Source organism: Arthrobacter sp. D1-17, assembly GCF_054130535.1.
The window spans coordinates 3,272,853-3,292,890 of sequence record NZ_CP096382.1; the positions used below are offsets into that span (position 1 = coordinate 3,272,853).

General features: G+C 64.0%; 20 protein-coding genes. 9 read left to right on the top strand and 11 right to left on the bottom strand.

Translation table 11 applies throughout. The features are described 5' to 3' along the window. Positions 1–59: 59 nt before the first annotated feature. Entirely contained in the window at positions 60–1,475 is a 1,416-nt protein-coding gene (locus tag M1E01_RS15095; protein WP_457974984.1) for an amidase, read from the top strand. Between the two features lie 785 nt (positions 1,476–2,260). On the opposite strand, the gene M1E01_RS15100 is transcribed toward M1E01_RS15095, so the two are convergent. Next, entirely contained in the window at positions 2,261–3,670 is a 1,410-nt protein-coding gene (locus M1E01_RS15100) for an MFS transporter (RefSeq protein WP_457972373.1), read from the bottom strand. A 202-nt stretch (positions 3,671–3,872) separates the two neighbouring features. Then, entirely contained in the window at positions 3,873–4,529 is a 657-nt protein-coding gene (locus M1E01_RS15105; RefSeq protein WP_457972374.1) for a GntR family transcriptional regulator, read from the bottom strand. A 296-nt stretch (positions 4,530–4,825) separates the two neighbouring features. On the opposite strand from M1E01_RS15105, the gene M1E01_RS15110 reads away from it, so the two are divergent. Next, complete coding sequence (locus M1E01_RS15110) at positions 4,826–5,554, top strand: maleate cis-trans isomerase family protein (protein ID WP_457972375.1); 729 nt, start codon at positions 4,826–4,828, stop codon at positions 5,552–5,554. 130 nt (positions 5,555–5,684) lie between these two features. On the opposite strand, the gene M1E01_RS15115 is transcribed toward M1E01_RS15110, so the two are convergent. Next, on the bottom strand, positions 5,685–6,452 hold the full coding sequence (locus M1E01_RS15115) for a maleate cis-trans isomerase family protein (protein WP_457972376.1): 768 nt from the start codon (positions 6,450–6,452) through the stop codon (positions 5,685–5,687). Between the two features lie 44 nt (positions 6,453–6,496). Between M1E01_RS15115 and M1E01_RS15120 the strand changes: the two genes are divergently transcribed. After that, on the top strand, positions 6,497–6,952 hold the full coding sequence (locus M1E01_RS15120; protein ID WP_457972377.1) for a RidA family protein: 456 nt from the start codon (positions 6,497–6,499) through the stop codon (positions 6,950–6,952). A 181-nt stretch (positions 6,953–7,133) separates the two neighbouring features. Here M1E01_RS15120 and ehuA read toward each other — a convergent pair whose 3' ends face one another. The 4 genes from ehuA to ehuB are packed head-to-tail and all read right to left on the bottom strand — an operon-like array spanning position 7,134 to position 10,206. Then, a complete protein-coding gene (ehuA, locus tag M1E01_RS15125) occupies positions 7,134–7,949 on the bottom strand; it encodes an ectoine/hydroxyectoine ABC transporter ATP-binding protein EhuA (RefSeq protein WP_457972378.1) in 816 nt (271 codons plus the stop codon). After that, positions 7,933–8,589 carry an ectoine/hydroxyectoine ABC transporter permease subunit EhuD gene (gene ehuD, locus M1E01_RS15130; protein ID WP_457972379.1) on the bottom strand — a complete coding sequence of 219 codons (657 nt, stop codon included), beginning with the start codon at positions 8,587–8,589 and terminating at the stop codon, positions 7,933–7,935. Before ehuD ends, ehuA begins: the two co-directional genes overlap by 17 nt. Beyond that, the gene (gene ehuC / locus M1E01_RS15135) at positions 8,586–9,284 is read right to left on the bottom strand and encodes an ectoine/hydroxyectoine ABC transporter permease subunit EhuC (RefSeq protein WP_457972380.1); all 699 of its coding nucleotides are present in this window, start codon (positions 9,282–9,284) and stop codon (positions 8,586–8,588) included. Before ehuC ends, ehuD begins: the two co-directional genes overlap by 4 nt. Positions 9,285–9,312: 28 nt before the next feature. After that, the gene (ehuB, locus tag M1E01_RS15140; protein WP_457972381.1) at positions 9,313–10,206 is read right to left on the bottom strand and encodes an ectoine/hydroxyectoine ABC transporter substrate-binding protein EhuB; all 894 of its coding nucleotides are present in this window, start codon (positions 10,204–10,206) and stop codon (positions 9,313–9,315) included. A 243-nt stretch (positions 10,207–10,449) separates the two neighbouring features. Between ehuB and ald the strand changes: the two genes are divergently transcribed. The 4 genes from ald to M1E01_RS15160 all read left to right on the top strand — a co-directional run bounded on the left by ald (position 10,450) and on the right by M1E01_RS15160 (position 13,982). Further along, positions 10,450–11,568, top strand: a complete 1,119-nt coding sequence (gene ald / locus M1E01_RS15145) for an alanine dehydrogenase (RefSeq protein ID WP_457972382.1) — start codon at positions 10,450–10,452, stop codon at positions 11,566–11,568. Between the two features lie 106 nt (positions 11,569–11,674). Further along, entirely contained in the window at positions 11,675–11,944 is a 270-nt protein-coding gene (locus tag M1E01_RS15150; RefSeq protein WP_457972383.1) for a hypothetical protein, read from the top strand. Between the two features lie 155 nt (positions 11,945–12,099). Beyond that, complete coding sequence (locus tag M1E01_RS15155) at positions 12,100–13,173, top strand: glycerophosphodiester phosphodiesterase family protein (protein WP_457972384.1); 1,074 nt, start codon at positions 12,100–12,102, stop codon at positions 13,171–13,173. 134 nt (positions 13,174–13,307) lie between these two features. Further along, complete coding sequence (locus tag M1E01_RS15160) at positions 13,308–13,982, top strand: haloacid dehalogenase type II (protein WP_457972385.1); 675 nt, start codon at positions 13,308–13,310, stop codon at positions 13,980–13,982. Positions 13,983–14,098: 116 nt separating this feature from the next. Here the strand turns inward: M1E01_RS15160 and M1E01_RS15165 are convergent, their stop codons facing one another. Next, a complete protein-coding gene (locus tag M1E01_RS15165; protein ID WP_457972386.1) occupies positions 14,099–15,196 on the bottom strand; it encodes a TM2 domain-containing protein in 1,098 nt (365 codons plus the stop codon). A 458-nt stretch (positions 15,197–15,654) separates the two neighbouring features. Continuing rightward, a complete protein-coding gene (locus M1E01_RS15170; RefSeq protein WP_457972387.1) occupies positions 15,655–16,041 on the bottom strand; it encodes an ester cyclase in 387 nt (128 codons plus the stop codon). A gap of 205 nt (positions 16,042–16,246) precedes the next feature. Between M1E01_RS15170 and M1E01_RS15175 the strand changes: the two genes are divergently transcribed. Then, positions 16,247–16,537 carry a YegP family protein gene (locus tag M1E01_RS15175; protein ID WP_457972388.1) on the top strand — a complete coding sequence of 97 codons (291 nt, stop codon included), beginning with the start codon at positions 16,247–16,249 and terminating at the stop codon, positions 16,535–16,537. Positions 16,538–16,614: 77 nt separating this feature from the next. Continuing rightward, positions 16,615–18,405, top strand: a complete 1,791-nt coding sequence (locus M1E01_RS15180; RefSeq protein WP_457972389.1) for a RecQ family ATP-dependent DNA helicase — start codon at positions 16,615–16,617, stop codon at positions 18,403–18,405. Between the two features lie 33 nt (positions 18,406–18,438). Here M1E01_RS15180 and M1E01_RS15185 read toward each other — a convergent pair whose 3' ends face one another. Further along, on the bottom strand, positions 18,439–19,368 hold the full coding sequence (locus tag M1E01_RS15185; RefSeq protein ID WP_457972390.1) for a proline iminopeptidase-family hydrolase: 930 nt from the start codon (positions 19,366–19,368) through the stop codon (positions 18,439–18,441). A 7-nt stretch (positions 19,369–19,375) separates the two neighbouring features. Further along, positions 19,376–19,954 (bottom strand): dihydrofolate reductase family protein, encoded by a 579-nt coding sequence (locus M1E01_RS15190; RefSeq protein ID WP_457972391.1) that lies wholly within the window; start codon positions 19,952–19,954, stop codon positions 19,376–19,378. Positions 19,955–20,038 lie beyond the last annotated feature (84 nt).

The following is a 20,038-nucleotide window of genomic DNA, read 5'->3' on the forward strand; positions in this document are numbered from 1 at the left end:
TCAAAGACCAAGTGATGCTGGATCCGAAGTGGAATCAGCAGGAGGAAATAATGAGTGAATTGACCGATCTGATAAACCTAACGGCAGTTGAGCTGCTGGCGGGCTACCGCGAGGGCACCGTCTCGCCCGTGGACGCCACCCAGGCTGCGCTGGAAGCTATAGACGCGGGAAACAATGACGTAAACGCCTTTGTCTCCGTTGAGGCCGACAGCGCTCTGCAGGAGGCACGTGAATCCGCAGCGAGGTGGCGCAGTGGCAAGCCGCTGGGTCCAGGCGACGGCGTTCCCACTTCCATTAAGGACATTTTTTACACCCGGGGTTGGCCCACTCTGCGCGGGACCAACCTCATCAATGCGGACGCGGCCTGGAACGATGATGCGCCGTGCGTCGCGAGGCTGCGTGAGACCGGCGCCGTGCTGCTCGGAAAGACCACCACTCCGGAGTTCGCCTGGAAGGGAGTGACGGATTCCCTCCGCCACGGCTCCACAGGTAATCCCAGGGCCCAGGACCTAACGTCAGGCGGCTCGAGCGGCGGCAGCGCCACGGCCGTGGGGCTCGGGATGGGTCCATGGTCGGTGGGCACCGACGGAGGCGGCTCGGTCCGGATCCCCGCCGCGTTCACCGGAACCGTGGCCCTCAAGCCCACGTATGGGTTGGTGCCTATGTTCCCCGCCAGCCCGTTCGGAACCCTCGCGCATGCCGGGCCCATGACCCGTACGGTCGAGGACACGGCTCTCCTGCTGGATGTGATCACCGGGTTTGATTCGCGCGACTGGTCTGCACTCCCGACTCCGACCGGTTCCTTCCTGGACGGCCTCGACGGCGGTGTCAAGGGGATGCGGATAGCATTCTCACCGACGCTTGGCTTCGGCGCCAACGATCCTGAGGTCGAGCGGCTGGTCCGGGCGGCGGCTCAAGTGCTTGCGGAGGCCGGCGCCCTCGTCGAGGAAGTAGATCCCGGTATCCAGGATCCAGTTGAGGCCTTCCATGTCCTGTGGTTCGCGGGGGCCGCCAAAGTGCTCGAAGCCTATGGACCGGATGCCATCAGCAAGGTGGATCCAGGGCTACGCCGATCCATTGAGGAGCAGGGAGACATCAGCGCTTCGGACTTCCTCGATGCCACCGCCGTACGGATGGACCTGGGCGTGAAGATGGGACGGTTCCACGAAACGTACGAGCTGCTTTTGACCCCCACGCTCCCCATCGCGGCCTTCCCGCGGGACCGGGACGCGCCCGAAGGCTGGCACTCCCAGAACTGGACCAGCTGGACCCCGTACACCTACCCGTTCAACATGACGCAGCAGCCTGCCATCAGCGTTCCCTGCGGCTTCACCGAGGCCGGTCTCCCCGCGGGCCTGCAGATCATCGGCCCGCGGCACGCGGACCGCAAGGTGCTCCGTGCAGCCCAAACCTACGAGAAGGCCGCGGCCTGGGGTACCGAACGGCCCGCACGGATCGCGGCACACCGCAGCTAGCCGTCTCGACGGGGCGCCTAACGCCTTGGAGTCAGACAAAATGCCCGGCTGGGATTTCCCAGCCGGGCATTTTTGTGTCTGCGGGGCGATCATGGGACCGCGTCTGATTAGCGGCGGCCAGGTAATGGCGTGCGGGTCTTGTCCGATCTCATGGCGAGGCCAGCCAGTTCTTGAGTCGAGTGAATCCTCGCTCGACGACATTGCGCCCCTTCCAGGCCTTACTGCCGAACCCTGGCGGGCGCCTGCCAGCAGAACCGCCCTTTTCCGGTTCGCTGCCTGCTCCGACTTTCCGGGATGGTGCCCTTGATGCCGCGGCCGGCGGGCCAGGTGCGGTTGGCCGTGGACGGTAACCGTTGTCTGCCGGAATGCGGTCCGGACGGGTGCGTGGTCTTCCCCTACCTGGCCGTGGGAATCGGATCTCCTCGAGGCGGGAGCCCCTGTGAGGCGTGGAAGGGTCGCTGCGTGCTGATGGACGTGCACGATCGTGGAGCCGATTGACGCGACCCACTCGATATCGGCAAGCGCCTCGGCGCAGGTGTGGACACCAGCCAACTGCGACCTGCCCCGTTCTTTTCGATCCGCGTACTCCGCGTGAGCCCCTACTCGGCGTGAACCGTGGTCACGGGGGCGGCACAGCTGGCCGGGTCTCTTCAAGGGACATTGCAACGCTCAAAAGTCCCGGTGGCTCCAGGGACCCGATAAATGACCAAGCCCGCGGCTGGCCCTGATAGTGATCAGGGTCCAGCCGCGGGCCAGGGATCGTGCTTTATGAAACTCCGGTGTTTTTAAATCCCGCTCTTTGAATTGTGAGGTTTAGGAGCGGTGCGGCTGATGGAGTCCCCTGGAATCTTCATGTTGCGCAGGGAGGAGCCCGCGGTTTCGGGCATTTTCCACACGGCAACGAGGCCTACGAGGCAGGCAGCCATCATGTAGAACGCCGGCATCAGGACGTTCCCCGTGGAATTGATCAGGAGCTCGTTCACCATGGGAGCAGTGCCGCCAAAGAGAGCGGTGCTGACGTTGTACGTTATCGCGAAGCCTGAGTAGCGGACCTGCGTGGGGAACAGGGCGGGAAAGGTAGCTGAGATGGTGGCTAGCTGTGGGAGGTACAGCAGGCCCAGGACAGCGAAGCCAAGCATCGCGAACCAAAAGCCGTTGGCCATCACCATATACATCGGGACCGCCAAGACGAACAGGCCGATGAGCGAGATGAACCACATGGGCCTGCGTCCGATCTTGTCCGAACGGGCTCCTGCCAGCGGAATGATCAGCATCATCACCAACTGTCCGACAAACATGAGGGTCAGTACCGTACTGGCGTCCATGCCGACCGAGCCCTCGAGGTAAGTCGGCATGTACGAAAGAAGCGTGTAATTAACCACGTTCAGAGCGATGACGAGCCCGGACATGGTCAGCATTGGCCGCCAGTAGTAGCGGAGCAGGTCCCTGAGCGTGGAACTCACTGCCGGCTCCAGGTCACCCTTGGCCTCGAGCTCGCGAAAGACGGGGGTGTCTTCCAGACGGTTCCGCAGGTAGAGCCCGATGATGCCGAGTGGACCGGCGATCAGGAACGGCACGCGCCAGCCCCACTCGTGCATGGCGCTGTCGCCCAGGAGCAGGCTGCAGAGCAGAACGATCAGGGAACCGAGGGCGAAGCCGCCCAGGGTGCCGAACTCCAGAAAGCTTCCGTAGAAGCCACGCTTCTTGTCGGGCGCATACTCCGCCATAAAGGTGGCGGCGCCGCCGTACTCGCCGCCGGTAGAGAAGCCCTGAACCATGCGGAGCAGGATCAGCAGTGCCGGGGCCAGCCAGCCGGCCACAGATTGGGTTGGGAGAAGGCCGATCGCGAAGGTCGCACCTGCCATCAGGATAATGGTCAGCGCCAGAACCTTCTTGCGGCCGATCCTGTCGCCCAGGGGGCCCCAGAACAGCCCGCCGAGGGGCCGCACCAGGAACGAGAGTGCAAAGGTGGCCAGCGTCCAGACAGTTCCCATGGCACCTTCGCCAGGGAAGAAGTTAGCTGTGATGTAGGTGGCTGCTACAGCATAAACGCCGTAATCGAACCACTCAGTGGCGTTACCCATCGCCGAGGCGGCGATGGCTCGGCGCAAAACCTTTTTGCCTGCTGGTGAGTTTTCCTCTGGAGCCGCAAACCCCGCGCCGGAGCCAGCTCCTAGCGGTTGTGTTTCTGACATGACAATCCTCGTGTGGGGGAAATGTATCGCTCATCACACTACCGGACTGTCGCATTGTTGACAATAGGAGAACCGCGTTGGGGCTACCGGCTTTTCCGGGGGCCACACGGGGAGGACGCAGAAGGGCCGTCGGATCACTGATGATCCGACGGCCCTTTAGTGACTAATGGCCTGATGGCCCCCTAGCATGCGTCAATAGACGTCACTCAGGAATCAAGCGCATCAGGGCATCATCCATGTGTTCACCCATGAGCTTCTGCGCGAGGTCCGCATCTCCCCGGGAAATCGCCTCGGCGATACCCCTGTGCTCGGAGATGCGTTTGTCCGCCGTCTCGTACGTGCTCTTGAGGGCATTAAGGCACATTTGCGTCTCCGTCAGAAGCGTGTCATGCATCTTCTTAAGGCGGGGGCTGCCGGCCAACTCGACCAAGAGCGCGTGAAAACGCATGTCAGCTTCTGTAATCGCTTCGCCGCTGGGCGTGGAGGCGGCGGCTTCCATCTCGCGCACGGCCTCCATCAGCCGCGCCGCCGCACCCTCAGGGTCAGTGCTGGCCACCCGGTTGATGGCTGCAGTCTCGACGGCGGAGCGCGCCAAATAGATGTCGCGGAAGTCGTCTTGATCCATCGACACCACGAAGAGGCCGCGGTTCCGGTAGCTCACCAACAGGCCCTCTTGCGTCAGCCTCTGCATGGCCTCCCGAAGGGGGCCGCGGCTTACACCCAACTCCTTGGCGAGTTCGGCTTCACCCAGCTGCACGCCGGGGGCGAAGTCACCCCGGGCGATGGCATCGCGGATTTTCCTGGCAATGATTGCCGGAGTAGACTCCTGCACAACCGGGTCTAGGGCTCCCCTTTTCATGCTGCTTCCGTCCTTGCTCCCAGGCTCCGCTCCTGGCCGCTGATCGAGTTATAGCTGTCTACAGACAGTCCGCGTCTAATGGTTGACAATAAGCATTCTACCGTCGACAAAGAGAGAGCATTGCTCAACTCGCGAGATGCTGTCGCGGCGGAGAAGCTCCGTTTGCTTGATGCGACTGCGCTAAGCGAAAGGTTGCGGTCGCAAAGACTTCGATTGTCGACAATCCAACTGTATGCTATTTGTGTAGCACTGGAAACCCCTATGCCGTACAAACGGCCCGACGCTCAGGAGCGAAGATGACAACTGTCGGAATGCTTTATCCCGGCCACAGCGCCGAGGATGAATATCCCTACCTGGAATCAGTGCTGGGAGACGACATCCACCTCCCAGTGGTTCATACCTCCGTCGGAGGTCCCGACGAGATCACCACACACGAGGTGGAGGCGCTGCTGGACCTGGGCAAGCCGGAGCGGCTGCTCACCGGTGCCAGCGAGATTGCCCGCACGTTCAATCCGGACGCGGTCATGTGGGCCTGCACCTCAGGCAGTTTCGTATTCGGCTGGGAGGGCGCCCATCAGCAGGCAAAGGAAATACAGGAAGCCATCAATGTTCCCACGTCCTCCACCTCACTGGCCTTCGCAGCCGCGCTGCGTCACCTGGGGATTTCGAAGGTTTCCATTTCGGCAACCTACCCCGACGAGGTCTCCCGCCACTTTGTGGAACTGCTTGGCCACCAGGACATCGAGGTCCTTGATATGGCCTCCCACGACATCGCCTCGGGAGAGGATGCCGGCGAACTGGACCACGACAGCGTGATTGAGCTGGCGCGCAGCGCCAATGCTCCGGAGGCCCAGGCCGTCCTGATTCCGGACACGGCCCTGCATACCGTGCGTTGGATCAACGAACTGGAATCGGTACTCGGAAAGACTGTATTGACCGCGAATCAGGTAACCGCGTGGTACGGGCTGCAGCTCGCCGGCAGGACGGTGCACTCGGACCAGCTGGGCGCGCTGTTCCGCGCCTGATTAGAAATCCGCGCCCGATCAGAAGACGGGCCCGGGACTGGCAACACAGCAAACTAAAAGACCTCCTGGGCGGCGGCATCCGCCGCCCGGGAGGTCTTTCTTTGTCTGGTTGTGATTCACATGGGTCGGGCTACCTGACTGCGGCCTGGAGCAAGAGTTGCTCCGGGCCTACGGCCTCGCGGCCCATCAGCCGCAGCGCGCTCCAGGCAGTAACCTGGTTGGCCGTGATCACGGGCTTCCCCAGTTCCCGTTCCATGTAGGCAATGAGGTCATAGGTGGGCAGATTGGTGCAGCTGACGAAGACAGCCTCCGCATCCGGCCGGTCGGCCCCGCGGATCAGCTCACACGTGGCGGCATAGGGGACCTTCCAGATCTCCCGGTCCAGCCCCATCCCCTCATGCGAGACCACAGACTTCCCGCCCTGCTCCAGAAACGTAGCCAGCCGGTCAGTGAGCTCGGCGAGGTATGGAGTTGCCACCGCCACCCGGGTGACACCGAGTGCGTCCAGCGCCATCAGCAGGCCCTCCGAGGTGGTCACGGCTGCGGGTGCCCCCGCAGAAACCATGGCCGCTGAAAGGTCCCGGGCACCCTCTACGCCGTGGACAAAGCTGCCCGACGTGCAGGCGTATGCCACTACAGCGGGGCGGATAGCCACCACGCTGCGGACGGCGTCCTGGATTTCACGGTGGTCACTGATCTCCTCGGCCATGTCCAGGCCTACGGGCTGGTCGTAATAAGGGGTGCGGGTAAACACAAGGTTCACGCGGTCTGGCATCCAGCGCCAGAGCTCGTGATCCAAGGCCATGTCAAAAGGGCAGACAACGCCGATGTCCTGCCAGGGGTGGGGGCCCTGCGGGTCCACGAGAGGTGCCACAGCGGGTTCAGGTAAAAGTGCCATACGTCACTTTCTCACATTTGTTGGATTGTCTACAATGGGTCGTTATGTATAGAAACGAGAACAGGACCCCGCCGCTTCCGCCCACCCCCCAGCCTGCCGGCAACTACGTGCCCGTCCGTGAAGCAGCCGGCCTCCTTTACACGTCCGGACATACCTCTGCGGTACAGGGAATTTTGGAACACCGCGGCCGTGTGGGCCAGGACCTGTCAGTCGAGGAAGGGCGGTCAGCTGCGGCAACCGCTGTGCTGAACTGCCTGGCGTCTCTGGCTGCGCATGCCGGTGGGCTGGGCAACATCGATGAGATTGTCTCCATGACGGGCTACGTCTGCGCCGGCAGCGACTTCACGGACCATCCGCTGGTAATGGACGGCGCGTCTGACGTGCTGGTTTCGTACTTCGGGGACCAGGGCCGGCCGGTGCGTGCCGCCGTCGGGGTTTCCAGCCTGCCCGGCGGTGCACCGGTTGAAATATCGCTGGTAGCCTCCTTCCGCAACGCCTAAATCCCCTGCCCGGCAGGGGCGGGAACCATCACGGCCAACGGTTAGGGGCAATGCTTAGGCGTCACCGCCGGAAGCACCAGGGCGCTTGCCCCGGAAGCTGCCTCTTAAGGCCAGCTTCCCAGGCAAGCGCCCGTGGAGTTCTCAATTGCTCGTGGAACTATAGCCGCGGACGACCGCCGCCTCAGTGCTGCAGGACGGCCCGGAGGAAGGTCCGGGTCCGTTCCTGCTGCGGGTTCTTGAAGATCTGGGCAGGCGGTCCGCTTTCCACGGCGGCGCCGTTATCGAACATCACCACCCGGTCTGAGATCTCCTCGGCGAACCGCATTTCGTGCGTCACCATCAGCATGGTCATGTCCGTGCTGCGGGCCAGGTTCCGGATCACGTTCAGGACCTCGCCGATCAGTTCCGGGTCCAGTGCCGAAGTGGGCTCATCGAACAGCAGCACTTTGGGTCGCATGGCCATCGCCCGGGCAATGGCCACGCGCTGCTGCTGTCCGCCGGACATCTGGGGCGGGGTGTGGTCCATGTGCTTTCCCAACCCCACCAGGTTAAGCAGGTCGGCGGCCCGCTCCCGCGCTTCCGCCTTGTTCATGCCCAGCACATGGATGGGAGCCTCAATGACGTTCTCCATGGCGGACATGTGTGGGAAAAGATTGAACTGCTGGAACACCATCCCAATTTTCCGGCGGGTCTCGCGCAGCTGCTTCGTTTCGCGGACCTTCTGCCCCCTCGTGACATCCCACAAGGTGTCGCCGCCCACGGTCACCAATCCCTCACTGGGTGTTTCCAGTGTCATGAGGATTCGGAGGATTGTGGTTTTTCCCGAGCCGGAAGGCCCAATGATGGAGACCTTCTCCCCGGGCGCAACCTCAAAGTTGAGCGACTTGAGGACGTGGTTCGATCCCCAGTTCTTACTGACATTCTCAAAGCGGATCAGCGGGTCCGGAGCCAGGGCAGTGCCCACACTCAGGGGTTGGGGTTCAGTGCTGGGGCGCATAGCGCCTCTCCAATCTGTTGACGAGCCGGGAGGCCGGGTAGCTGACTGCCAGGAACAGCAGGGCGGCCATGGTGAGCGGTTCAAGGTAACGGAAGTTTGAGCTTCCGATGGCCTGGGCCGTAGCCATAAGCTCCACGACGGTGATGGCGGACAGGACCGCCGAATCCTTGAACATCTGGATGAGGTAGTTGCCGAGCATGGGCACCACGCTGCGGATCGCCTGCGGAAGGATGACCCTTCCCCAGGTACGGGCACCCGGGAGGCTGAGCGCCGTTGCCGCCTCCCACTGGCCCTTTGGAACACCCTGGATTCCGCTGCGGTAAACCTCGGCCATGTAGGCGCTGTAATTGATGCCAATGACCACAACACCGGTAGTCAAAGCGTCAAAGCTGACACCGTAGGCCGGCAGTACGAAAAAGGCGCAATAGGCCTGAACCAGCAACGGTGTCCCGCGCACAAAAACGACGAAGAAGGAAACCACAGACGAGAGGACCGGAATGGCAAGCCGTCGAAGGACGGCGAAGAACAAACCGAGGACCGCGGCAAGCAGTGTGCCCAGCAGCGTGATGTGTACGGTGACGCCGAGTCCTTCCAAGAGCAGCGGAAAGACTGAAATGGCGAAATTGTTGTCCCAGATCATGCCGCACCAACCTTCATGAGACGGCTTTCCTTACGCTGGGCAGTCACGGCATTCCGGTCCAGCGCGAACCGCCGCTCCAGCCATCCGGTCAGCAGCGTCAGGAGGTACGACAGTGCGAAGTACATCAGAAGAATGGTGACGAATATCGCGGTGGTCTGCCCTGTTGTGCTGCGGATCATCTGGGCGCTGAAGGTCAGATCTGCAACGGTGACCAGGGAAACCAGGGAGGTGTTTTTAAGCAGGTCAACCATGACGTTGCCAAAGGGCGGCAGCATGGCGGGAATCGACTGCGGGATGATAATCCTGCGCAACCTGAGCGCCGGCTCCATTCCGAGGGCGATGCAGGCCTCGGTCTGCCCCTTGGCGCGGCTGGCAATGGCGCCGCGCACCACCTCGGCAGCGTAGGCGCCCTCGTTCAGGCCGAGCGCCAGTACGGCCGCCGTCAGCGGGTGCAGCTGAATTCCGAAGAACGGCAGCGCGAAGAACAGCCAGAACATCTGCACCAGCAGTGACGTACCCCTGAACACCTCGATGAAAATGCCGGCCGGCCAGCTCAGGAACCTGTGCCGGGACAGACGCGCCAGCCCTGCGGCGAAGGCGACCACTACGCAAAGAGCCCCGCTGAGCACCGTGACCAGCATGGTGGTGAGCAGTCCCTGCCAGAGCAGAGGCGCATAATCGATTACTGCAGACATCAGGTACGCCCCCTTCGCCCCAACAGGATCAGCCCGCGGTCTTGCATAGCTCCTCGGCGGTGACGCCCTCCACTACCGACGGGTCGAAGCCCCACTTCGTGAGGATCTCGGCGAACTCCGGGGTCTTCTTGAAAGCTGCAAGTTCCTTGTTGTAGGCCTCGTGGAAGGCGGTGTCGGACTTGCGGAACGCGGCGCCGGAGCCGGTGCGAGGGGCATCTTCCAGGGGCTCACTGATGTCGAAGCTCACATCGTCCTTCGCCAATGCCTGCAGCGACAGAGTCGGAAGCATGAAGGCGTCCGCCCGGTTCGCTTTGAGCGCCTCGAGGCCGCTGCGCCCGTCGTTGATTTTGACCTGCTGGGAGGCAGGGACCTTGGCCGCCTTGAGCACGCCCTCCTCGAAGCCGCCGGGCAGAACAGCGATCCTCAGGGACTTGTCGGCGAGGACATTGGCCACGGATGTAATGCCTTTCGGGTTTCCCTTTGGCGTGGCGTAGGACTCCGTGGAGACAATAACCGGCTCCGAGTAGAGGACCTGCCCGCAACGGGATTCCTTCATGAAGAGTCCGGCGGCAATGACGTCCCAGCGATTGGCATTGAGGCCAGGAATCATGGATTCATAGGGAGTGATGATGCCCTGGACGTCATCGATGCCAAGACGCTTGCAGACGGCGCGCAACACATCGGGTTCGCAGCCGGTGACCTTTCCGTCGGCGCTGACCTGAGTGTAGGGCGGCTCGTTGGCGATGCCGACCCGCAGGAAGCCCTGGGACTTCGCGGTCTCCAGCAGGTTGCTGGAGGCACCCGTTGCGGGACCCCCAGCAGCCACGCTGGAACAGCCTGCAGCCCAGCCCGCCACAGTGGCGCCCAATACCGCCACTCCCGCACTCCGCAGGACGTTGCGCCGTGAAATATCGAGTGTCATGTGTACTCCTCCGCCCGGATTTGCGGGCACTAACCAGGAACCGATTCGTCCTGTGATCTGTGTTACACAAACCTAGAAGGCGAGTGTACTATTGTCAACAATACGAATGTAAAAGCTAGGTTGCCGGAGTAATTCAACGACGTTTCCTCCCCGCCGGGCTGCACATCGTCACGGCTGCCGCTTTGCACATCCGCTGACCATGCAAGGCCAAGAACACAAGAGTCCCTAGATTGGAGCCCAAAAATGATCATCGGTGTCCCCAAAGAAATCAAGAACAACGAATTCCGCGTCGCCATCACCGCCGCCGGCGTCCACGAGTTCCGCACGCACGGCCACACGGTCCTGGTAGAGCGCGGCGCCGGCCTGGGCTCCGGCATCACCGACGAGGAGTACGCCATCGCCGGCGCCGAGATCGTCGCCGACGCCGACGACGTCTGGGGCCGTGCCGACATGGTCATGAAGGTCAAGGAACCCATCAAGGCCGAATACCACCGCTTCCGCAAGGGCCTGATCCTCTTCACCTACCTCCACCTCGCCGCCGAACCGGAACTGACACGGGAGCTCATCAACTCCGGCGTCACCGCCATCGCCTACGAAACGGTCCAGGAAGGCCGCACCCTTCCGCTGCTCGCCCCGATGTCCGAGGTAGCCGGCCGGCTCTCGGTGCAGGTCGGAGCCACCTCCCTCATGGCCCCCGCCGGCGGCAAGGGCGTGCTCCTGGGCGGGGTCCCCGGCGTCCGCCCGGCCAAGGTCGTGGTCCTGGGCGCCGGCGTGGCCGGCACCAACGCCGCCGCGATGGCCCTGGGCCTCGGCGCCGACGTGACCATCCTGGACATCAACATCCACCGCCTGCGCGAACTCGACGCCCAGTACCAGGGCCGCCTGAAGACCGTGGCCTCCAACAAGTACGAGATCGAAAAGTCAGTGGTCGACGCCGACCTCGTCATCGGTTCCGTCCTGATCCCGGGTGCCAAGGCGCCCAAACTCGTCACCAACGAACTCGTGGCCCGGATGAAGCCCGGTTCCGTGCTCGTGGACATCGCGGTAGACCAGGGCGGCTGCTTCGAAGACACCCGCCCCACCACGCACCAGGAACCCACCTACAAGGTCCACAACACCATCTTCTACTGCGTGGCCAACATGCCCGGCGCCGTCCCGAACACCTCCACCTACGCCCTGACCAACGTCACGCTCCGCTACGGCGTGGCACTGGCCAACCTCGGCGTCAAGGCCGCCTTCGAGAAGGACCCTGCCCTCGCGGCCGGCCTGAACATCGCAGCAGGCCATGTAACGCACGCTTCTGTGTCGCAGGCCCACGGTTTGGAGCTCGCAGCGGACTGGCACCAGCTCGTTTCCGCCTAACACCCCGCCATTGACTGCTCCGTAAGTGCCCTTTTGACCCTTATAACGGCCCTTATGGAGCAGTCGATTGAATATTCGCCAATAGAAAGCGCCCTTAAGGAAAAACATGAAGAAGCGTAGCCAGCTCGAGCACGCCCTGATCGGCGAAAGCGGAAGGCCACAGAGCCCACGGACCGGCGACCATTGCCCGGCCAGCGGATGGTGGGCGCCGCTCCACGACGAAACAGATGCACACTTCATCACAGAGGGAAGCATCATGCCCTCCATCAACGGCATGCCCAGCAGCTGGAGACTGGCAGTGCGGCATCCGCAGCGGCGGATCGAGCAGCCAAGCCATGACTTTCCGCCGCAGGGATTCGCCCTCGACAGCATCTGACGCGGCATCAGGTTCCAGCTTCGCCCCGCGCCTAGGGCAGCAGGCTTGTTAACCTCCGGGCCAACTCCCGGCACACGTTTCGCCACCTCACCTCCCTAGGGTGAACGGGTCGGCGGCTCAGCGCCGGCCACCGTCATCCAGGAGGAACCCCAACAATGCGCAAAGTCCTGACCACTGCGGCCGCCGCCGCCCTGCTCACCGCTCTCGCAAGTCCCGCCGTCGCCGCCCCGACGGCGGAAGCCGGCGACGCGTCGTCGTCGAACGCTGCCGCTTCACCCGCGGCGATCAAGACGAACGAGCGCAACGGCTCCTTTGACCTGCAGTCGCACCGCGGCGGCCGCGGCGAGTGGACGGAAGAATCCCTGGCGGCGTTCGCGAAGTCGCTGGAGCTGGGCGTGAGCACCCTGGAACTGGACACGCACCTGACCGAGGACGGCAAGGTGATCGTCTGGCACGACGACACCATCCAGGGCGCCAAGTGCATGGATACCGCCCCGGCCGCCCCTGCCGATGCCGAATTCCCGTATGTCGGCGACCGCGTGGCGGAGCTGTCGCTGGCCCAGATCAAGACCCTCAACTGCGGCTACACGCAGTTGGCCGGCTACCCGGAGCAGGACGTGATCGAGGGCAACCGCATTGCCGAGCTGAGGGAGGTGTTTGAGCTGGTCCGCGACTACGACGCCAAGAAGGTCCGCTTCAACGTCGAGACCAAGGTGGAAACCGGCCAGGTTGGCGGCGAAGGCTCCGTGGCACTGACTAAGGCCGTCATCACCGAGATCTACACGGCGGGCATGTCCGGCCGCACCACCCTGCAGTCTTTCGACTGGTCCACCCTTAACCTGACCCAAAAGATCGCCCCTCAGTTGCCCCTCGTTGCCCTCTCCAGCGGCGACGCCTGGATGCAGGTGGGCCAGCCCGGCGCCAGCCCGAACCTGGGCGGCATCGACATCGACGACTATGACGGCTCCCTCGCCAAAGCCGCCAAGGCCCAGGGCTACGACGTCATCTCCCCCGCGTTCCGCTCCGTCACCCCGCAGATGATCGCCGAAGCCCACGAGTTCGGCCTGCCCGTCATCCCGTGGACCGTGAACACCACCGAGGACATGGCCCGTCTGATGGACCTCGGCGTGGACGGCATCATCACCGACTACCCCACCCGCCTCCGCGCCCTCATGGACGAGCGCGGCCTGAAGCTGCCCAAGCCGTACGCGCTGGAAGGCTCGCTCTAGGAGCATCCAGCCAGGACGTACGACGGCGGCTACGTTTCGCGGGAGACTGGACGCTCAACGCAGGTGAGGCCTACCGTTCTCGTCCCGCGCACGTAAGACTGGGCATGACCAATCGCCGCACAGAAGGAGCCCAGGTGCCTACCAAACCGTCCGTCATCGTCTTCGACGTCAACGAGACCCTGTCTGACATGTCCCCTCTGGCGGACCGTTTCGCCGAGACCGGGGCGCCGGCGTCGCTTGCCAAGCTGTGGTTCGCCACGCTGCTGCGCGACGGCTTCGCCCTGACAGCGGCCGGGGACAACAGCGCCTTCGCTGAGATCGGCGCGGAAGCCCTGCGCGGACTGCTCGCCGGACAGGAACTGGAGATGGAGATGGACGCCGCTGTGGACCACATTATGCAGGGCATGGCCGGGCTGGAGGTCCATCCCGACGTTCCGGACGGAGTGTCCGCCCTGAAAGCTGCGGGCTACCGGCTGGTGACGCTGACCAACGGCTCCACCAACGTCGCCGAAAACCTTTTCGCCGCCGCCGGGATCCGGGACAGTTTCGACCGCCTGCTCTCCGTCGACGAGGCCCCGGCGTGGAAGCCAGCCCGCGGAGCCTACGACTACGCCGCGGCCGCCTGCGGCGCGGACCCCGAGCAAATGCTCCTCGTGGCGGTCCATCCCTGGGACATCCACGGCGCCGCGCGGGCCGGACTCAACACGGCCTGGGTCAACCGCACCGGGGCGCCCTACCCGGCCTACTTCACCGAGCCTGACCACGCAGTCACGTCCCTGCGGGACCTCGCCGGCGCCCTGGAAAGCTGAGCGCTCGGCTAACATGTGCCTCGCAACAAAAGCAAGAAGACCGCCCACCGGAAAATCCGGCGGGGCGGTCTGTTCCTCGATTGCGGCGGCCAGCCTGGCAACCTTCGCCGCTGATGCTACTTCGCGGTGATGGTCCAGTCGCCGTCGGAGTTGACCTGCACGAAGCCGGGGGTCAGCTGCACGGTGCCGCTGTAATCACCGATCTTGTTGACGGCGAGTTCCGGAATCTCGCTGCCGAAGCCCTGCACCACAAAACTGCCTTCGCCCTTGTTGGTGATGGCTGCCCTGTCGCTGGGCGCGTCCCAGTAGAGAACCATGTCCCCGCGGCCGCTCGCCTTGTCCCTTGAGGCGGGGACACTGTCGATGTCCTCGATCTTCAGCGTCCAAGCCGAATCGGCGCTGATCGCAAGCTCCGTGGTGGGAACGCCCGCGCTGGTGTCCACAAGGTGCGAGCCCGCGTAAGCGCCGGTGGTGTTGACCAGCAGCATCTCGGCGCCGTTGGTTTCCAGGACGACGTTGCCGGTGCAGGCTTTGCAGATAAACGTCACTACGGCCGGAACGCCCTTCAGGTCCACCATCTTGACGCCGTCACCGGTGCCCGTGAGCGTCTGTGCCTCCAGGCGGGGCCGCTCTTCCCCTGCCGCTGCTTCCCCGGACGCTGTCGGTTCCGCAGAGGAACCGGCCGCGCCCTGCTCAGTGGCAGGCGCAGCGGAGACGATCGGCGATGTGGATGCCTGCTGGATGGCCACGGCGGCAGCGAGCCCGCTCAGAACGCTCATCACCATGCTGAGCACAAGAAGGACAACCGAGACGATAACGGCCACCTTCTTGTGCTGTGCGTAACCTGCCAGCGGCTGGCGGTCCTTGTCCGTCTGCCGGCCGGTGAGGGTGATCACCAGGTCCACCAGCGACCAGATGCCCAGGCCGCCCAAAGTCAGCAGCTTGGCGATGCCCGTGCCGATCTTGCCAAGGTAAAAGCGGTCCACGCCCAGGCCACCCAGGAACAGGGAGAACAGCCAGGTCGCGAGGAAGGACTTCTGCGTAGCTGTCCCATACCTATACTGGCCCGCCCCGAACTGCTGGCCGCCGTACCACTCGCCTGTACCGTACTGCCGGCTCCCGTACTGCTGCCCTCCCGGGAACCCGGGTGCACCGTACGTGGTGTAGTCGGGGGCCGGCGGTGGTGGGGGCGGGGTTTGGCCGGGCTGGCTCATGGCGTCCTTTCGGGGGTGGTGACGGCAGGGGTCACCTAATGGCGGATTTTAGGAGGTGGGTGCGGTGGCTGACGCGGGTGGTGGTTCCGGAACCGGTCAGGCGGACCGTCGGTTCTGCGGAAAGGGGAGGCTACAGGTAACGCTGGGGTGCGCTGACTGCACAACGCTGGTTTCACGGCTATTCACATGGCTTTTTACGGCTTGCTTATGCGCTGATGTCCCCCAGTTTGACGCTACGGCGTCTCCGCCCCTGAAGGGATAGTACACGGGCCGAAGCAGTCAAAACAGCAGTGTCCACCGAGGTGCGCTTAAGGTCACCACGGCATTCTTTAGCAGGGGTTCCAGCGGGCACAAAACGGCCATGACGACGGCGGCCGGCAGCCGCCGTCGTCATGGTGCGGAAGCGATTCAGACGGGTATCTGGCGCAGCTACCGGGGCACGGCTCCGAGCTGCTGCATCAGGCCCAGCATGTCCGTCGATCCCCAGTGTTCGGCGATCCTGCCCTCCTGACGGCGGATGATGTTGATTCCGAGAATTCGACGGTCCTGCCGGTGGCCGGGATCCCCGCGAAGTCCCCTTGGTGGGTGCCTGCCAGAGTGACGTATGCGCATTCCAGGTTCCCGTCGGTCAGCGACGGTTCGGTGGCTTTGACGGTGAGGTCCGGAAAGGCCATTCGGACGGTACTGACGTAAAACTTCAGGCCTTCCTTGCCCTCCGGCTGCCCGGGCAGGCCTTCCTGGTGATCGAAATAGTCATCCAGGACCAGTTCGTCGATCAGAGAGAAATTACCGCCCACGATCACTTCGTCGCAAAAGCGCTTGATCAATCCAATTCCGTCAGCCATTTCAGGCTCCTTCATGGTTCCTATGGGGGCAGCTATTTTCGCACTCGCGGATTGGGGCAACAACGATGCTCCCGCAACCGGGACCGCCACGCGTTAGAGCCTTCCTGCCTCAAAAGGCGCAGAATGAAAGCACGGGTACCGCGAGGACCCGAGTAGTGAAGAGACGCAGCACTAAGCAGATGCAGCAGTATGGAGGGGATCTCTGATGGCCGGCTACTTTGAAATCATCGATGCCGAGGACGGCGGCTTCCGCGTCAGGCTTTTGGACGGGGCGGGGCAGCTCGTGGCCACCTCGGTCAAGTACCCGACCAAGCAGGCGGCTGTTATGGGAATTTCCGCCATCCGGGAGATCGCCGGGACCGGACTCATCCGCGACATGAGCCGCGGTGGCCACGGTGAATCCATTGTCCCCAGGTCCAGGCCCGCCGCGTCCGCCGGGAAGCTTCACTCCCACACACGCTTCCCGGCTTCAATGCGGGGCGTCCGGTCGCGTTGACGCGCTGACTGGGGAGTAGGGTTAATGCACGGCTGAAGACACCCGGCCATCGGACCGCCCTTTACGGAGCTGCCGCCATGACCGAAGCCCTCGTCCCCGCAGCCACCAGCAACACAGCGGCCGCTGACGCCGTTCCCGCCGCTGGCAACGGCAAGGATCCCGATGCCTCCCTTCGCCGGCTCGCCGCCGACACCTTTGGACTGTCCCGTTTGCGGGACGGCCAGCTCGCCGGAATGCGTGCCCTGGTTCAGGGACGCGATGTCCTTGCCGTAATGCCCACCGGTTACGGCAAGTCGGCCATCTATCAGGTTGCCGCGCTGCACCTGCAACAGACTGCCCGGCAGGGCGGGGACACAAGCGCACCCAACGGCGAGCGTCCGGCTGCCGGCGCACGGCGCGGGCCCGCGGTCGTGGTTTCCCCGCTGATTGCCTTGCAGGAGGACCAACTGGACGGGCTGCTGGAGGACATGGGCGGGGAAGCCGCAGTCGCCGTGAACTCAGGCCGGAAGGACTCCGAGGTGGACGACGCCTGGGAGGCCGCCGAGCGGGGCGACGCCACGTTCCTCTTCCTCGCCCCCGAGCAGCTGGCCAAGTCCGAGACAGTGGAGCGGCTCGCGGCCCTGGACGTCTCGCTGTTCGTGGTGGATGAGGCCCACTGCGTTTCCTCGTGGGGCCACGACTTCCGGCCCGACTACCTGCGCCTCGGCGAGGTCCGCGGGCAGCTGGGGAACCCGCCGGTCGTCGGGCTCACGGCCACGGCGTCTCCCCCGGTCCGTGACGAGATCCAGCACCGCCTGCGCATGGAGGACCCGCTGGTCCTCGTGCACGGCTTCGACCGGTCCAACATCCGACTGGAGGTGCTTCGCCACCTCGAGGACCGGGACAAGCGCCGCGCCGTGCTGGAGCAGGTGGCCGAGCTCAAGGGTCCCGGCCTGCTCTACGCGGCCACCCGCAAGGACACCGAAACCTACGCGGCGGAGCTCACCGAGCGTGGACTGCGGGCTGAGGCGTACCACGCCGGGCGGAAGCAGAGCGAGCGGGACAGCGTCCACGAGCGGTTCCTCGACGATGAACTGGACGTCGTGGTGGCGACCACCGCGTTCGGCATGGGCATCGACAAGCCCAACGTCCGCTTCGTCCTGCACGCCGACATTCCCGAGTCCCTCGACAGCTACTACCAGGAAATCGGCCGCTCCGGGCGCGACGGCGAACCGGCCCTCGCCGTGCTCCACTACCGGCCGGAGGACCTGGGCCTGCGCAGGTTCTTCGGCACGCACACGCCCGACGAGGACTCGCTGCTGACCGTCCTCACCACCCTGCGCGCCGCCGATGCTCCGCTCACCCGGAAAGCCCTCGTCGAGCAGACGGGGATGTCCCCACGGAAGCTCACCGGGCTGCTGAACCAGTTGCAGGAAACCCGCTCGGTCAAGATCGGCAAACGCGGCATCCGGCTTGAAACAAGCGCCAAGGTGCCGAAGGTGGTGGAACGCGCCGTCGAACTCGCCGAAGCACGCCAGCGCGTGGACCGTTCCCGCATCGAGATGATGCGCGGTTACGCCGAGACGGACGCCTGCCGCCGGCAGTTCCTGCTGGGCTACTTCGGCGAGGACCTCCCCGAGCCCTGCGGCAACTGCGACACCTGCACCGACGGCTCCGCCCAGGAGGAGGATTACGACGGCGGCGCGGCGGCTGCCGCCGGCGGTGAACCCTTCCCGCTGCAGGCCGCCGTGGTGCACAAGGAATGGGGACCAGGCATCGTGATGCGGCACGAGGAGGACGTGATCACGGTGCTCTTCGAGCAGGAGGGCTACAAGACACTGTCCCGCCAGGCCGTGACGGACAGTGAGCTGCTCAAGCTCGCGAAGTGACTCCGGTCCCACTAGCTGACATGCCGCTGGCTCCTACCTTGGAAATCCAAGTGGGCTGACACCTGAGTCATCAGTGGAAGCCCGCTGTTCCGCCCGCTGCAGGAAGTCCCGAAGCACCTGCAGGTAGCGCTCGGGTTCCTCCAGATGCGGCACGTGGCTGCTTTCCTCGAAGATCTCCAGCTCCGATCCCGGCGTCATGCCGTGATACAGCGCAGTCTCTTCCGGGCGGGTCTCCCCGTGGCGGCCGCAGATGTAGAGCGTGGGAACAGTGACTTCTCCGAGGCGTCCGGTGATGTCGTAGTTCCTGTGGATCCCGGTGATCGTGAACTCGCTGGGCCCCTGCATGTGTTCATAGACGGCCTGGTTCATCTGGTGGAAGGTGCGCATCAGGGGCTCGGGCCACGGATCCAGCTGGCAAACATAGCGCCTAATGAACTCCATCGACGCCTCCTGGTACTCCTCGGAGTCCATAGTGCCGGCCGCCTCGTGGCGGTCCAGTGTTTCACGCACCTCGGCAGGAAGGGCGGCCCGGAGAGCGGCAGTGGCGGCAGCGAAAAGCGGCACGCTGAGCAACGGATCGGAGAGGACCAGGCTGCACAGCCGCCCGGGTGCCCGCAGGGCAGACTCCGCCGCGGGGATGGTTCCCCAGGACTGGCCAAGCAGGTGAACCCGCGCAAACCCTATGGCATCCAGGACGCGCTGCAGTTCGTCCACCAGCCGGTCATTTGTCCACAGTTCGATGTCGTCCGGCGCGTCGGACTTTCCCGCTCCGAGCTGGTCATAAAACACCACCGGCCGGTCGTCACCCAGTTCTTCCAGAGGCTCCAGATAGTCGTGCGTGCCGCCGGGACCGCCGTGGACGGTGACCAGCGGAAGGCCGGGACCGCTCCCTACAATCCGGTACCAGACCTGGCCGCCTGGTACCTCGACCCTGCCCTCAGCCGCCTTCGAATCCTGAGCCATTGCATCCTCAACTCTTCGCCCGCACGTCGTACACCAGCTCGACCAATCCCTGGTCGTAGGTTGTTGCGCTCTGAAGGCGCAGCACGTTGGGATCCTGCCCCGAAGGGAACACGCCCCGCCCTGCGCCGATGGCGATCGGCATGACCACCAGCCTCACCGAGTCCACGACACCCGCGGCCAGGAACGTTCCTGCCAGGGTAAGGCTGCCCCAGACGACTATGTCGCCGTCGGTCCCGCTCTTGATCCGCTGGATCGCCTCAATCACGTCGCCGGATTCGATCTCCGCCTCCGCCTTGTCTCCCCACGGTGCCTTTGTGAGGTGGCGGGAGAACACGATGCGGCGCAGAGCGTTCAGGGAGGGCGCGATGATTTCATCTTTGGATGCCGCTGTTGGCCAGTACTCGACGAACATCCTGTAGGTGTTCGCCCCAAGGACCATGGTGTCCACGGTCCCCAGCCACTCCAGCTGGCTACGGTCGAATTCAGCGGTACCCCCGTCCAGATATTCGTAGAAGGTGAACTCGTTATTCGCATCGGCGGCGAAACCGTCGGCGCTGACGAAGTCCTGAACCACCAGTTGCCCCATGATCTCCTCCTCACTCCCGTGACGTCGTGGACTCTACGCCCAGGCTTCTCCCCCATCAACCCCTCCAAATCTGGGATGCAAGCG

Excerpts from the sequence above, each read along its gene's own strand:
- M1E01_RS15155 (WP_457972384.1), top strand. The coding sequence starts at position 12,100 with ATGCGCAAAGTCCTGACCACTGCGGCCGCCGCCGCCCTGCTCACCGCT.
- ehuD (WP_457972379.1), bottom strand. The coding sequence starts at position 8,589 with ATGATCTGGGACAACAATTTCGCCATTTCAGTCTTTCCGCTGCTCTTG.
- M1E01_RS15175 (WP_457972388.1), top strand. The coding sequence starts at position 16,247 with ATGGCCGGCTACTTTGAAATCATCGATGCCGAGGACGGCGGCTTCCGC.
- M1E01_RS15115 (WP_457972376.1), bottom strand. The coding sequence starts at position 6,452 with ATGGCACTTTTACCTGAACCCGCTGTGGCACCTCTCGTGGACCCGCAG.
- ehuB (WP_457972381.1), bottom strand. The coding sequence starts at position 10,206 with ATGACACTCGATATTTCACGGCGCAACGTCCTGCGGAGTGCGGGAGTG.
- ehuA (WP_457972378.1), bottom strand. The coding sequence starts at position 7,949 with ATGCGCCCCAGCACTGAACCCCAACCCCTGAGTGTGGGCACTGCCCTG.
- M1E01_RS15110 (WP_457972375.1), top strand. The coding sequence starts at position 4,826 with ATGACAACTGTCGGAATGCTTTATCCCGGCCACAGCGCCGAGGATGAA.
- M1E01_RS15105 (WP_457972374.1), bottom strand. The coding sequence starts at position 4,529 with ATGAAAAGGGGAGCCCTAGACCCGGTTGTGCAGGAGTCTACTCCGGCA.
- M1E01_RS15180 (WP_457972389.1), top strand. The coding sequence starts at position 16,615 with ATGACCGAAGCCCTCGTCCCCGCAGCCACCAGCAACACAGCGGCCGCT.
- M1E01_RS15165 (WP_457972386.1), bottom strand. The coding sequence starts at position 15,196 with ATGAGCCAGCCCGGCCAAACCCCGCCCCCACCACCGCCGGCCCCCGAC.
- M1E01_RS15190 (WP_457972391.1), bottom strand. The coding sequence starts at position 19,954 with ATGGGGCAACTGGTGGTTCAGGACTTCGTCAGCGCCGACGGTTTCGCC.
- ehuC (WP_457972380.1), bottom strand. The coding sequence starts at position 9,284 with ATGTCTGCAGTAATCGATTATGCGCCTCTGCTCTGGCAGGGACTGCTC.
- M1E01_RS15100 (WP_457972373.1), bottom strand. The coding sequence starts at position 3,670 with ATGTCAGAAACACAACCGCTAGGAGCTGGCTCCGGCGCGGGGTTTGCG.
- M1E01_RS15185 (WP_457972390.1), bottom strand. The coding sequence starts at position 19,368 with ATGGCTCAGGATTCGAAGGCGGCTGAGGGCAGGGTCGAGGTACCAGGC.
- M1E01_RS15150 (WP_457972383.1), top strand. The coding sequence starts at position 11,675 with ATGAAGAAGCGTAGCCAGCTCGAGCACGCCCTGATCGGCGAAAGCGGA.
- M1E01_RS15120 (WP_457972377.1), top strand. The coding sequence starts at position 6,497 with ATGTATAGAAACGAGAACAGGACCCCGCCGCTTCCGCCCACCCCCCAG.
- ald (WP_457972382.1), top strand. The coding sequence starts at position 10,450 with ATGATCATCGGTGTCCCCAAAGAAATCAAGAACAACGAATTCCGCGTC.
- M1E01_RS15170 (WP_457972387.1), bottom strand. The coding sequence starts at position 16,041 with ATGGCTGACGGAATTGGATTGATCAAGCGCTTTTGCGACGAAGTGATC.